The organism is Nisaea nitritireducens, from assembly GCF_014904795.1.
GTDB classification, from domain to species: Bacteria; Pseudomonadota; Alphaproteobacteria; order Thalassobaculales; family Thalassobaculaceae; genus Nisaea; species Nisaea nitritireducens.
The window spans coordinates 43,465-56,433 of sequence record NZ_JACZFS010000064.1 but is presented as its reverse complement, the minus strand read 5'-3'; the positions used below and the strand labels follow the sequence as shown (position 1 = coordinate 56,433).

The following is a 12,969-nucleotide window of genomic DNA, read 5'->3' as shown; positions in this document are numbered from 1 at the left end:
GAATTAAGGCCCCGCCATCTGGATGGCGCTAGCAGCAATCCGCCAACACTGCTGCTAATGCATTGATTTAATTTATTTATTGAAATGTGAGGCGGTTCTAACCCAAGCTTTCCCCAGATGCAATCTGTGGAGTCGCTATATGTCGATTGAGCCAGTTGTTCTGTTTGAGCGCCGCGTGACCACCGCCGAGATCCTTTACCGCATGCCGGACTACCCGGATCTCCTGCAAAGCTTCATCTGGCAAACCCACGACGTCATCCCGAAATTCCCCCGCCTGCGCCGCTTCCTCGACCATTGGCGCCTGAACATCGAAGCCCCGATCCATTCCGTCAGCATTTGCGCCGGCTCTCTGACCGGAGTGGCGGACTTCAGCCACGCGGATGTCGAGTTTCGCCTGCACTGATCAGCTCGACCTCACGGCGTCAAAGGGTGCGGCATTGCATCCATTTGACCTGAGCTGCGCCTGACGCCACATTCCGCCCGTCCAGAACCGAATACGGAGTGCGGCGTGAGCGCGTCCAGCCAGCCTTATAGACCGACCCTGCCGAAGCATGCAGCAGCCGACCGGCCCGTTGCCTGGTGGTTGGCCGGCGTCGCCGTCATGGTCTTCATGATGATCGTCATCGGCGGCATCACGCGGCTCACGGAGTCCGGTCTTTCGATGGTGGAATGGCGCCCGCTGATCGGCTGGCTGCCGCCAATGAGCGAGCCGGAATGGTACCGGGTCTTCTCGCTCTACCAGGACACACCTGAATTTCAGAAGGTGAACACCTGGATGACCATCGACGACTTCAAGCACATCTTCTTCTGGGAATATCTGCACCGGGTCTGGGGCCGGCTGATCGGCATCGCCTTCGCTGTTCCATTCATTGTGCTTGCCCTTAGCGGCCGGATTCGCCGGGCTCTCTATCCCCGGCTCGGCTTCCTCTTCCTGCTCGGCGCCATTCAGGGCGGCATTGGCTGGTGGATGGTAAAAAGCGGGCTGGTCGATAACCCCGCCGTCAGCCAGTACCGGCTGGCCATTCATCTTTCTGTGGCCCTATTGATCCTCGTCACGCTGATCTGGACAGCTCTCGGGCTGATCCGGACCCCCGCCGAGGCCACTCGCAAATATCGTCGTCATGCCGTCGCGGCGCTACACCTGATCGCCATCACCGCCGTCGCCGGAGCGTTCGTCGCCGGTCTGGATGCCGGACTGATCTACAACACCTTCCCGCTGATGAACGGGCATGTGATCCCGCCGGACTATGCCTTCGCCGAGCCTTTCTGGATCAATCTCTTCGAGAACCCGGCCGCAGTGCAGTTCAATCACCGCCTCATCGCTATCCTGACCTTCGCCAGCGTCCTCTGGCTACTGGTTCGGGCAGTCCGCGCAACAGACATCGCCCCCCGCACCCGCCTCGCCATCCACAGCCTCGCCGGCATGAGCGCGATCCAGGTTGCGCTTGGTATCTCGACGCTGCTTGCGCAGGTTCCGGTTAGTCTTGGCGCCGCGCACCAGGGTGGCGCGGCCTTAACGCTCTGCGCCGCTATATGGGTATTGTTCGAGACGTCGGGCAGGCATCCGGGAAAGGCTGAATCACTCGGTTCTGGGAGCATCTCTTAGGCGCCTTGCGCTGCGCCCGACCGCTCGCCTGCGGCATCCCGCCGTCCCTCCCGAAAGAGCAGGACCTCGAACAGCTCAAGAACACCAATGTCGACGGGTCGACATTCAAGAGGCCGTTTGACCAGCGCCCCGGCTGGAAAGCGGTCACCGCATCGTCAAGGGAAACGGACCAGGTCATGGCGCGCTCCTCTACTCTTCCTGCAGCGGAGATGCCGGCGCCTTGATTTCGGCGAGGAAGGCATCGAGAATCGGCAGGCTGATATCCCGCATCCTATCGATCGACTGTATCGGGGCAGGATTTCGCAAGCGGAGGGAAACGCGTTCCATGAATTCGTCGGCGACAGCAGACTGCGGAGGTTTCGCGTCGTTCGTCACATAGAGCGGATGTTGCAACGCCCATTCCCGACCACGGCTCCACAGATGGCTTCGGCTGATCTGTGCCGCCAGATCCTGAACCGGGTCCGTGCTGTTCATACGGGACGGGTAATAGCCAGTCGCAGCGCGGTGTTCCTCGTCAAAATCGAGAACAGTGCAGCCGAAGAGATCGCCATCGACCAGCATTTCCATGTCATCGAAACTGTCCGATGCCGCACGGATCATGTCGACAAGGCCATTATCGGTCATCGGGAATCTCATAGACCAAAGATTCCGCAACACCTCCGGACGAGCATAGAACAATTGCGGCTGCAGGTTATCAATCCGCATTCCGTTGGGTATCCGGCTATAGATCCGCGATGGGTCGGACGGAATTGAATCCAGCTCCGGTCCAGCCTCATTGAAATGAATTCGCGACGAGGTATGGGAACAGAAAATATCAAGCATTTCGCGCATGGAAACACTCAGTGTTCCGTCATTCGACCGGGCTAGGTCATAAGAGCCCGTTCCCGCCATGGCGACCCAGAAATCGACGGTGAAAGCAGAATGCTTTCCCTTATCTTCGAAGAGATCCGCCAAGGTAGAAAGAGATCCATCCGCGAAAATGTAATCGGCAACGAGCCCCATGAAATCAGCATCTTCATCACGGGCAATGAAGATTGAAGTCCAATGGCTGAGCAACAAGGCCTTGTAAGACTCTGATGCCATACCGGCTTCCAAGACAGGCGTAACGTCGATAAACTTGGCCACAAACTGCTGACCCAATTGCTGAAAGAGGGGTGCGCTCTGCAGACGGGCCCAGTCTTCCGGCGTCGAGAAGATTTGAAAGACAGTTTCTCCTTCCCTCCAATAATCCCTGTTCTGCTCCCCAAACAGTGAGGCCAGTCCGTACTTGAGCCACATATCGACATATTCCGCCCCCCAGACCGGGACGGATACAATACGTCGCGGGCCAGATTGCCAGATGTGTGCGTCGGCCCGATAGGCATCGACCATCTGCAACACCAGCCGTAACTCAAGAAGTCTTTGAGCAGCTTCGACATTCCCGCCTGCGGACGGGTTAACCCTTGGGACATAGTGCCGACAGAGATCTGCCTCGCCACGAAACATGAGGTAGTAGAGAAAATCGACCATGCCGCCATCGTGTCTGGCGTCCGAATAGCGCCCGTCGAGCGCCGCTGTCACCTCCTGAAAATAGAGTCGGATATGGCGCTCCGCTTCAGCAGGCTGGTTTACTGTATGTGTCAGTTTTGCCAAAGACCAACGAACGGAGGGGGCTGATGGTGCGGCCTTCTCCGCCCGGATGTAGATTTGCGCCAGCCGGTCTTGCTGCTCCGAGCAACCGACCATAGCCGCCAACACCCTCACCCAGGCAATTGGATCAGACGGATCACTGACCGCCATCGCGATTTCGGCGAAACCAATCGACGGACTTTGCCATTCAGCGTTGGACATCCGTCTCCAGGTCTCCGCGCGGCCCGGCTCCAGAACGAGTGCTCGCTTCAGATGCCGTGTTGCTTCATGACGGCGTCGGCGATGATCCAGCAGATCAAAATACGCCTCCCAACCACGTGGATCGCTTGCGGCGTAGTAATAGCAATAACGCTGAAGCAATCGCTCGGCACCGTTCGGGTCACCGGACCACTGCGCGGCCACCATGCACTGAAACAGATACCCAGTATGCTCAGGCGCCAGAACATGAGCGCGCACATAATCAGACTTAGAGGATTTAGCAGGTTTTGCCCTCCGTCGAAGGCCGCCCCGGAGGGCAAAGACACTGGCATCACGAGAGCCGGTCTGGACGATCCGGTCTGCAAGTACCAGCGCCTCGCTGACCTCTCCCTCCGAGATCAGAATACTAATTAGTTTGAGAAGAGCGGGCTGAAAACCAGGGCTTGCCAGACGTGCTCGACTGAGTGCACGAAACGCCTCTTCGGAATGCCCGGAAGCCTGCGCAGCCTCGGCAAGCCTACATTGCGCTGTTTCGCTCAAAGCCTGAACCTGGGCAACCCGCCTCAGTGCTCCATAAGCAGCGGATACATTGCCCTGCTGAAGCAGCACGATGCCAACGATCTCCAGAGCACCGACATGCCCCGGTTCCCGTTCAAGAATCAACTTCGCCATCGCCGCCGCTCCGGCGAGATCGCCGTTGTGCCACGCGCTGGCAGCCACCCCGTAAAGATCAGGCACAGACGGCAGGAGTCTCCCTGTCGCTCCAGCCAAACCATCTGATGACATTAATCACCTAACTCGAACGATAATATTCTCATGGTGCCCCCCTGGACTTACAGAAATGTGGACTACAGCACACACGCATTAACCATACACGTTAAGCTACATGACACGAACTCAGCCATAAAGGATCGCGCTAACAGGAACTTCCCGTGAGTTGCAGCGCTTCCCCGACAGATCAGGCCCCCCCTTCAAGCGATCAGGAGACACCCATGCCAGAACAATCAGTCGCGACCGAGATCATGCGCGCCGTGGATGCGGGATTTGATGAACAACTCCAGCTCAGCCAGGAGCTGGTGCGTTGCCCCTCGACGCGCGGGCAGGAAGCGTCGGCTCAGGACCTGATGGCTCGTGCCGCGAGGGATTTCGGCTATGCCGTGGACATGTGGCATATCGATCCCGACGAGATCGCCAAGCATCCGGGTTTCTCGCCCGTCGATGTCTCTTATGAGAACGCCCTGACCGTCGTCGCCTCCTGGCGGCCGGAAAATCCGAAAGGCAGATCGCTGATCCTGAACGGCCACGTGGACGTGGTACCGATCGGGCCGGAGAAGATGTGGACACGCGCGCCTTTCGGCGCCGAGATCGACGGTGACTGGATGTATGGCCGCGGCGCCGGGGACATGAAGACGGGCACCGTCAGCGCGCTGTGCGCGCTTGAGGCTCTGAAACGTGCCGGCTACCGCCCGGGCGGCACCGTGCACTTCGAGTCGGTGATCGAGGAGGAATGCACCGGCAACGGCGCGCTCTCGACCCTCGTGCGCGGCTACAAGGCCGATGCGGTGCTGATCCCGGAGCCGACCGGCGAGACCTTTACGCAAGCGCAGGTCGGGGTGGTATGGATGCGGGTCAAGGTTGCCGGCATTCCCGTCCATGTCGCCCATGCGGGCAGTGGGCAGAATGCCATCGAGGCCTGCATCCCGCTCTGGAATGCCCTGCACGCGCTCGAGGAAGAATGGAACCTGCCGGAGAACAAGCATCCGGCCTTCAAGGACAACCCGCATCCGGTCAATGTGGTGATCTCCCAGATCGAGGGTGGCGACTGGACCTCCAGCGTCCCCGCATGGTGCACTTTCGAAGTCCGGGTAGGGCTTTATCCGGGCGTCGATCCGGCGACCATCCAGGCCCGGCTGACGCAGACGATTGCCGAGGCCTCGAAGTCACACACGTTCCTGGCGAACAATCCGCCGGAAATCGAATGGCAGGGCTTCCTGTCTCCGGGATACGAGGTTCCCGCCGGCACGCCGGGTGAGCCTATGCTCGACCGTTGTCACGAGACCGTCTTCGGCGCACCGCTCGGACGCCGGTCCTCGACCGCGCTGACGGATTCGCGCTTCCACGGCCTCTATAACCAGACACCGAGCTATGTTTATGGAGCCATCGCGGAGAACGTGCACGGCTTCGACGAGCGGGTAAACCTGCCCTCCGTCCGCCGGGTGACGGCGGCCATGGCTCTGTTCATCGCCGACTGGTGCGGGCTTGAAAAGATCTGACGGCCCAATCAACCAGGACCGCACAAAAGAAAACGCCCGCTGACGCGGGCGTTTTCAATAACCAAACTTGGGTAAGCTGCGTTAAGCGGCTTTCGCAGCAGCAGCTTTCTCGATGCGGCGCTTCAGCGCGCGAGCTTCGAGGCCGAGCTGGGAATTCTTGGCTTTCAGCATGTAGGCATCAAGGCCGCCATTATGCTCGATGGACCGGATCGCATGCGTGGTCAGACGCAGGCGGACCATCTTGCCGAGCGCATCGCTCATCAGCGAGGTCTGCTGCAGGTTCGGCAGAAACCGGCGGCGCGACCTGTTGTTCGCGTGGCTCACATTGTTGCCGGTCTGGACACCCTTACCGGTGATTTCGCAACGACGCGCCATTTTTCTAATCCTCGGTCAACACGATAGAATTGGGTTTCGCGGAGCCGGGGCTCCACGAGGAAGAGGGCATATACGCGAGCCCTATTTTTCAGTCAAGCGGATTCAGGCCAAAACCATGGCTGCCGGCCTGAACTTTCAGCCCGGCGCCTCGGATTGCCTACTCGTTCTCGACCAGGAACATCGGCGGCATGGCGGGGCCGACCCTGACGCTTGGCCCGGCCGCGATCATCTTGCCCTTAACAGGCGACGACAGAACGATGGAGGTTGTCGTCTCACCGTATTTGCGCATCTGGGAGATCACATGCTCCAGATGCACCATCGAGGAGACGATGACCTTGATCATGTAACTGTCCTGCCCGGTGACATGATGGCACTCGAGCACTTCGCTCAATGTGTGAGCGACCGTCGCGATCTTGTTATAGTGCTCGCCGGAAGTCTTCAGATGAATGAAGGCAGTTGTCGGGTATCCCAGCTTGTCCGGATTCACCGTGGTTCGGTACCCGGTGATAATCCCGAGATCCTCCATCCGGCGGACCCTTTCGGCGATGGCAGGAGACGACAAGCCGACCCTGCGGCCGAGTTCGCTGAAGGAAAGCCGGGCATCCTCCTGCAACACACGCAGCAATTGCCAGCCAACCTTGTCCAGTTGTCCCTCACCGTTCGCACTCATGGGGAGATTCCTTCTGCCCGCCAGTTTCAAACAGATCATAAAGCCCCGCGGCCGCTCTGCAAAGCAACTCCGGTAACGCGCTGTGACAGCCGGATGAACCTGACGTTCAAACGCCTCAAACGCGAAGATAGCGTTCGATATTGCACTACCAGTAGAAATGCGGCACGTTAACCATACAGTTGTGTGCTTAAGTAAATCGGGAGCATCAGGAGTGGCACGCGTAATAGGGAGCGACCGGATCAGGAAGAACGTCACGATCGGTCATAGACGCACAAGCGTCAGTTTGGAAGCTCAAGTCTGGAATGGCCTCTCCGATATCTGCAAGAGAGAATCGATCGGCATGGATGGGCTTTGCACCATGGTCGCCGAGAGACGGCAGGAATCGAGTATGTCATCCGCACTGCGTGTCTTCCTGCTGACCTATTTCCGTCTGGTAGTGGATAATATCGAAGACGCGCTCAGCTCGGCCCCGGCAACGGGGCTTGGAGAAAGCCGGCAGGAGCCGATCCCCGGCTACCTCGACATCGCACTGCAGCGCTTTGCCGTCGAACAAAGGCAATACGCGCTCAGCGACCAAGGCTCCGGCGACACCGCCCACTAGCCTCCGTCACCAGGCAAGTGCGTCCGAGAAATATGTCGGGTGTGCGCCGTGGGCCGATGTCAGCATATCGAATTGGTCATTCACGCCGCCGTTCTCCGCGAGTGCGGCGGCGTGGATACCGCAGCCCAGCAACAGGCTGTCGATGCCCGTCCGGTTGGCGCCGAGGATGTCCGTCTCCAGATTGTCGCCGACGACAAGAACCTGCTCCGCCGGGAGACCCATACGGTCAAGACACCGGGTGAAGATCTCCGGGTAGGGCTTGCCGAAATAGCGGACCGTGCCGCCCATTTCCTCATACCGCTCCGCCATCGCACCGGCACAGATCTGCCGCACGCCGCCATGCACAACATTCTTGTCGGGATTGGCACAGATCATCGGCAGATCGCGCGCCCTGGAGTCCGATAGTCGGCTTTCATAATCCTCCAGACGGGATTCCGGGCCTTCCGGCCCCGCATTGAGGATCCAGTCCGCATCCTCGACGCTCTCGACCACGGTGAACGAGCCGGCCGGCACCGTATCCGGAAACCGGCTTTGACCGAGCCACAGAACCCGCCTGCCAAGCGCCGCCGCTTCCGCATCGCGCCGGCCGCCGACAATATCCGCGACCATGCCGCCGGAGGTGACGATCTCTGTGAACCAGGCAAGATCGAACCCAATGCCCGCCAGGCGCCCACCGACGACCTCCGGAATGCGCGGAGAGTTGGACAGGACCAGCAATTTCTTGCCCATGCCGGCCAGCGCCCCGACTGCATCAAGAGCCCCGGGGAAAGCGCTCCCGCCATCATAGAGCGTGCCCCAAACATCGAAGATGAAGCCGTCATACCGGTCGGCAATCTCGGCGAAGGCGGACAAAGGCGTGGTCATTCCCAAACTCCGGGCGTGAGAAGAATTACAGAGTGGGCTCGCGGCACGGAGCCGCAACCTCATTTGGCGGGGGCAGTTGTTGGCCGGGGCTCCCCGAAGAGATAGCCCTGACCAAAGTCGATCTTAAGATCAAGCAGATCGCGCAACATGTCCTCGGACTCGATCTTCTCGACAACCAGATCCATGGCGCATCGGTCGAGCGCACCCTTGAACCGGCCCATGTCGAGCTGGGGGTCGTCTCCGCGGGCGAGCTCATGCAGCATATGCGCCCCGACCTTGATGTACTTGAAGCCGAGATCCGCCAGATGCGGCAGGTCGAGATCCAGCGTGCGCACCTGATCGAGCGAGAAATGGAAGCCAAGATCCTGCAGGCGCTGCAGATTGACCTGGGTCTCGTAGGTCGGATTGACAATCGCTTCCTGCTCGAATTCGAACAGCAGGTTCGGCGTCAGCTTCTGATTGTCGCTCAGGAATTCAATGAAGTCGGTGAAGAAATCGACATCCGTCAACGAGCTGTCGGAGATGTTGCAGAAGAAAGCCAGCTCCGGCTGCCCGCGCACGGCCCGGCGCACCAGCTGGATGCAGCGGAACAGCAGCATATTGTCGATGACGGCGACGAGCCCGGCGGATTCAGCCAGCGGGATATATTGCTCCGGCATGATGACCCGGCCGCGATCGTCGACGATACGGGAGAAGCATTCGTAGAACTGCCGCTTGCGCTGAGGCAGGCTGACGATCGGCTGCAGATAGAGATCGACCCGGTCTTCCCGGAGCGCCTGCTCGACGATGCTCAACACCTCGTCGTCGTCGATCAGCAGCAGCGGCTCGCTCGCCCCCGATGCGGCGGCAACAGCGGGCAGCCCGGCATCGTCTTCCACTTTTTGTTTCGCGGCGGCAGCCGCAGGCTTCGCCTTGGGCTTATCCGGCGCCTTCGCGGAAAGTTGCCCCAACAGGCCCTGCAGAACCTTCAGCTCGGACACCACATGCCCGCTATCCGGCATGGCTTCTATGGTCTCCCGGATGGCGGAGACTTCCTCACGCGCGGCATCCAGATCATGCCGCGTGACGGCCAACTCGTGCGCCAGCACTTCCAGCTGACGTTCCGAGGATTCCCGGGACGCCTTCACCGACATCCCCATATGCACAAGGCTCCCAACGGTCAGCAGGAGCAGCCCCGCCCCCCATCCCGGCAGGCCGACGAACGGAATGACCGGCGCCAGCACCGCAATCGCGATGGCGGGAAACAGATAGAAGCTAACGATCAGGACGTGACGCAACGGCACGATCCCCTTTCCGGTTCAGGGCGTGGCCCCAGCCTCCACGCCGACAGCCTCCGTAACGGAGGAACATCCGTCTCTTTCAAGCAGCGTGCCAAGCTCCTCGGCAATGCGGCAAACGAGACCGGGTCCTTTATATATCAAAGCGGTGTAGAGCTGAACGAGAGAGGCACCGGCCTTGATTTTGGTATAGGCCGCCGCCCCCGAATCGATGCCGCCGACACCGATCAGCGGGAGCTTCCCGCCGGTCAGCCGATAGGTCTTCGCCAAAACAGCAGTCGACGGCGCGAACAAGGGCATTCCGCTCAAACCTCCCATCTCCCCCTTGCTGGCCCCCTTGAGGCTGTCAGGGCGGGCGATGGTGGTGTTGGAGACGATCATCCCGTCGATCCCTTCCTCCAGCACAACACCGACGATCCCTTCAAGCTGCGCATCGTCCAGGTCGGGCGCGATCTTCAGCAGGATTGCCGGTCCTGCTTCGCCAGAGACTTCCGACCGGGCGGCTTTCGCCGCTCTCAGCAACTCGCGCAACGGCTCCGGCGCCTGCAGGTCCCGCAGGCCGGGCGTGTTAGGCGAGGAAACGTTGATGGTGATGTAGTCCGCCAGCGGCGCCGTGGCCCGGACGCCCGCCGCATAGTCGCTCTCCGGCGTCTCCACACCCTTGTTGGCACCGACATTCGCACCGACGATGCCCTGCGTCCGGTCCCGACGCGCAAGCCGGGCCGCTCCTGCTTCCAGGCCGCTGTTGTTGAAGCCGTTGCGGTTGATGACGGCGCCATCCTCCGGCAGGCGGAACAGGCGCGGGCGTGGATTGCCCGGCTGCGCGCGCGGCGTCATGGTGCCGACCTCGACGAAGGCGGCGCCGAGCTTCAAGGCACCGGCGAAGGCTTCCGCATCCTTGTCGAACCCGGCCGCGATGCCGACCGGATGAGGAAACTTCAGACCGAAAAGGGACTGCTTCAGACGCGCGTCAGGCACCCAGCCGCCTGTGGACGGACCGAGACCGGCGGACAGGGCGCGGATAGTGAGACGGTGCGCTGTCTCCGGATCGAGGCAACGCAGCAGCGGAAGAGCAAGATCAGCCAGCATATCCGTCTATTCCGCCTTCATGGCCGGAAAGACATGCAGACCGTCCTCGCCCAACGGCAAGTCGAATTCGGCAGCGACAGCACTGGCTGGCAAAGCACCGTAGAGATGCGGGAACAACTCACCGCCTCGGGCCGGCTCCCACTTCAGGACCTCGCCGAGAGCGGCGCTGTCGACCTCCAGCAGCACGAGATCGCTCTCTCCACTGCGATGCTTGGCCGCACTCGCCGCGACCTGGAGAGCCGTCGAGAAATGCAGAAAGCCGTCGGCTGTGTCCTCACGTGAGCCTTCGTAGGAACCGGCTGCCTTGGCGCGATCCCAGTCGGCCCGGCGCGAAAGGTGGTAAATCCACCGGAATGTGTCTTGTTGTGTCATGGCCGGGAGAGTAGCCGCGCGCCCTTCCAATCTCAAATTGTTCCGCTGCCTTTCGGGACAATTGCATCATTGGCATTGCCCGGAGGGCCGGGCTAAGCTGCCGAAAACCGGGGCGCGTCCGTTGACCCCCGCCAAGCCTAAAAATCAAATCTGGAGCATTCCAATGAAATCGCTGACGTATCTCGATGGCGAATGGCAAGAAGGCAACCCGCCGGTTCTCGGCCCGGCCACCCTGGCCACCTGGCTCGGGTCGGTGATTTTCGACGGCGCCCGGTCCTTCGAGGGAACCGCGCCCGACCTTGACCGGCACTGCCAGCGCGCCTGCGCTTCGGCCGAGAAGATGGGCATGAAGTCCCCGGTCAGCGCCGAGGAAATCGAACGGCTGGCCCGCGAGGGCATCGCCAAGTTTCCGGCCGACACCGCGCTCTATATCAAGCCGTTGATGTGGGCCGAGGATGGCTGGATCTATCCGGACCCGGCAACCACGCGCTTCATGCTGCATATCTTCGAATCGCCACTGCCGGAGCCGAAGGGCTTTTCCGCCCATATCTCCAGCCGGCGCCGTGCGGCCCCGGATCAGGCGCCGACCGATGCCAAGGCCGCCTGCCTTTATCCGAATGCCGGTCGGGCCCTGCGCGAAGCAAACGAAGCCGGGTTCGATAATGCCATCATGCTGGACCCGGTCGGCAACGTGGCCGAATTCGCCACCTCCAACGTCTTCATGGCGAAGGACGGCGTGGTGAGAACGCCGGTGCCTAACGGAACCTTCCTGAACGGCATTACCCGCCAGCGCATCATCAAGCTGTTGCGTGAGGATGGCGTGACCGTTGAGGAAGCGACCGTCACCCCGAAGGACCTGCGGGAAGCAGATGAGCTCTGGTCCACCGGCAACCATGCCAAGGTTACCCCGGTATCCCGGTTCGAGGACCGCGAGATGCAGCCGGGCCCGTTGGCCGCCCGCTGCCGCGAGTTGTACTGGGGTTTCGCGAAAAAGAACGCGGCTCTCTAGGCACTGCCTGACGAAAGCATCCGTCAGCCCGGTTGAAACGGGCTGGCGAGTTCCGCTCTGACGACGAGCGCTACCGCTTCAGCTTTCCGGGCGGAATTTTTCGATCAGGGTACCGACGCCACCGACATCCTTAAAGATATCGAGTTTCTCCACCTCGACCTTTACCGCCAGCACCCGGCGGTCGTCGAAAGCGAGCTCGCAGATCCGTTCCGCGAAGCCTTCCACCAGCAGGACATGCCCCGCTTCGGCGATCATGCGGATACGGCCAATGAAAGTCTCGTAGCAGAACACCCGGCTGTAATGGCTGCCGATGCCCTCTTCCGGATAATCCAGCGTCAGCTCGACCGAGATCTTGACCCTTTGCGGGTCTGCCTTTTCGAACTCATGCACGCCAATGAACATGTTGAGCACGAGGTCGCGGATACGCACCGTATAGCCCGGGCGGGGCTTGGCATTCGCGGCGGCATCGCGCACCACATCCAGCGGCGTCACATTATCGCCAATCAGGTCTCTTGCCACGGGCCGTTCCCTTCATTCATCCCGATCCAGCCGCCATGCGTATCGCATCACACGCTCCGCGAACATCCGAAATCCGTCACGAAACTGCAATTTCCGACAGAGCGGCTGGATCAGGGCGACGCAATGTCAGGTCTTGATGTCGAAGAAGTCGACCGGCTTCATCAGAATGTTCTGCTGTTCCACAAGGCCGCCGAATTCCGCACTGTGCTTGGTGTATGTCAGCCAATCCGGATCGGCCCACATGGCAGCGCGCTTGGCTTCGCGGTCACCGGCACTCTCGTAAACCCAGATATGGATATACTGGTTCGGGTTGCCGGTCTCGGTGACCATATAGGCAAGCGGCTGACCCAGATGCTTGGTCTGCGGCGCCTTGCCGTATTTCTCGTAAATCTCGAGATGTTTTTTGATGGCACCGGGGCGGCAGGTGTAAGTACGCACGTCGAGCAGCATGGAATCCTCCCAAAAATCCAAAGTCCGGCTGCAGCAT

General features: G+C 60.6%; 14 protein-coding genes. 5 read left to right on the top strand and 9 right to left on the bottom strand.

All coding sequences use genetic code 11. From position 1 onward, the window contains the following. Positions 1-139: 139 nt before the first annotated feature. Both IG629_RS20045 and IG629_RS20040 read left to right on the top strand, forming a co-directional pair. On the top strand, positions 140-403 hold the full coding sequence (locus IG629_RS20045) for a hypothetical protein (protein WP_193173684.1): 264 nt from the start codon (positions 140-142) through the stop codon (positions 401-403). Positions 404-508: 105 nt separating this feature from the next. Next, positions 509-1,606 (top strand): COX15/CtaA family protein, encoded by a 1,098-nt coding sequence (locus IG629_RS20040; RefSeq protein WP_319025137.1) that lies wholly within the window; start codon positions 509-511, stop codon positions 1,604-1,606. Between the two features lie 189 nt (positions 1,607-1,795). On the opposite strand, the gene IG629_RS20035 is transcribed toward IG629_RS20040, so the two are convergent. After that, on the bottom strand, positions 1,796-4,171 hold the full coding sequence (locus tag IG629_RS20035) for a tetratricopeptide repeat protein (protein ID WP_193173683.1): 2,376 nt from the start codon (positions 4,169-4,171) through the stop codon (positions 1,796-1,798). A gap of 254 nt (positions 4,172-4,425) precedes the next feature. Here IG629_RS20035 and IG629_RS20030 point away from each other — a divergent pair, with 254 nt between their 5' ends. Continuing rightward, positions 4,426-5,706: an ArgE/DapE family deacylase gene (locus tag IG629_RS20030; RefSeq protein ID WP_193173682.1), complete on the top strand. Its 1,281-nt coding sequence runs from the start codon at positions 4,426-4,428 to the stop codon at positions 5,704-5,706. 81 nt (positions 5,707-5,787) lie between these two features. On the opposite strand, the gene rpmB is transcribed toward IG629_RS20030, so the two are convergent. Together rpmB and IG629_RS20020 are read right to left on the bottom strand one after the other, a co-directional pair. Then, positions 5,788-6,081 carry a 50S ribosomal protein L28 gene (gene rpmB / locus IG629_RS20025; RefSeq protein WP_193173681.1) on the bottom strand — a complete coding sequence of 98 codons (294 nt, stop codon included), beginning with the start codon at positions 6,079-6,081 and terminating at the stop codon, positions 5,788-5,790. Between the two features lie 157 nt (positions 6,082-6,238). After that, positions 6,239-6,751, bottom strand: a complete 513-nt coding sequence (locus IG629_RS20020) for an Lrp/AsnC family transcriptional regulator (protein WP_193173680.1) — start codon at positions 6,749-6,751, stop codon at positions 6,239-6,241. A 211-nt stretch (positions 6,752-6,962) separates the two neighbouring features. Between IG629_RS20020 and IG629_RS20015 the strand changes: the two genes are divergently transcribed. After that, positions 6,963-7,352 (top strand): ribbon-helix-helix domain-containing protein, encoded by a 390-nt coding sequence (locus tag IG629_RS20015; RefSeq protein WP_193173679.1) that lies wholly within the window; start codon positions 6,963-6,965, stop codon positions 7,350-7,352. A 6-nt stretch (positions 7,353-7,358) separates the two neighbouring features. Here the strand turns inward: IG629_RS20015 and IG629_RS20010 are convergent, their stop codons facing one another. Genes IG629_RS20010 through IG629_RS19995 form a run of 4 tightly spaced genes read right to left on the bottom strand, consistent with a single transcriptional unit; the run spans position 7,359 to position 10,954 of the window. Next, entirely contained in the window at positions 7,359-8,216 is an 858-nt protein-coding gene (locus IG629_RS20010) for a TIGR01459 family HAD-type hydrolase (protein ID WP_193173678.1), read from the bottom strand. Positions 8,217-8,275: 59 nt separating this feature from the next. Beyond that, positions 8,276-9,499, bottom strand: a complete 1,224-nt coding sequence (locus tag IG629_RS20005) for an EAL domain-containing protein (RefSeq protein ID WP_193173677.1) — start codon at positions 9,497-9,499, stop codon at positions 8,276-8,278. Between the two features lie 15 nt (positions 9,500-9,514). Continuing rightward, positions 9,515-10,582, bottom strand: coding sequence for a quinone-dependent dihydroorotate dehydrogenase (locus IG629_RS20000; RefSeq protein WP_193173676.1), 1,068 nt, complete (start codon positions 10,580-10,582; stop codon positions 9,515-9,517). A 6-nt stretch (positions 10,583-10,588) separates the two neighbouring features. Continuing rightward, positions 10,589-10,954: a DUF952 domain-containing protein gene (locus IG629_RS19995; RefSeq protein WP_193173675.1), complete on the bottom strand. Its 366-nt coding sequence runs from the start codon at positions 10,952-10,954 to the stop codon at positions 10,589-10,591. Positions 10,955-11,117: 163 nt separating this feature from the next. Here IG629_RS19995 and IG629_RS19990 point away from each other — a divergent pair, with 163 nt between their 5' ends. Then, positions 11,118-11,963, top strand: a complete 846-nt coding sequence (locus IG629_RS19990) for a branched-chain amino acid aminotransferase (RefSeq protein ID WP_193173674.1) — start codon at positions 11,118-11,120, stop codon at positions 11,961-11,963. Positions 11,964-12,041: 78 nt separating this feature from the next. Here the strand turns inward: IG629_RS19990 and IG629_RS19985 are convergent, their stop codons facing one another. After that, complete coding sequence (locus IG629_RS19985) at positions 12,042-12,482, bottom strand: dihydroneopterin aldolase (protein WP_193173673.1); 441 nt, start codon at positions 12,480-12,482, stop codon at positions 12,042-12,044. Between the two features lie 126 nt (positions 12,483-12,608). Continuing rightward, positions 12,609-12,932, bottom strand: a complete 324-nt coding sequence (locus tag IG629_RS19980; protein ID WP_193173672.1) for an NIPSNAP family protein — start codon at positions 12,930-12,932, stop codon at positions 12,609-12,611. Positions 12,933-12,969: the final 37 nt, after the last annotated feature.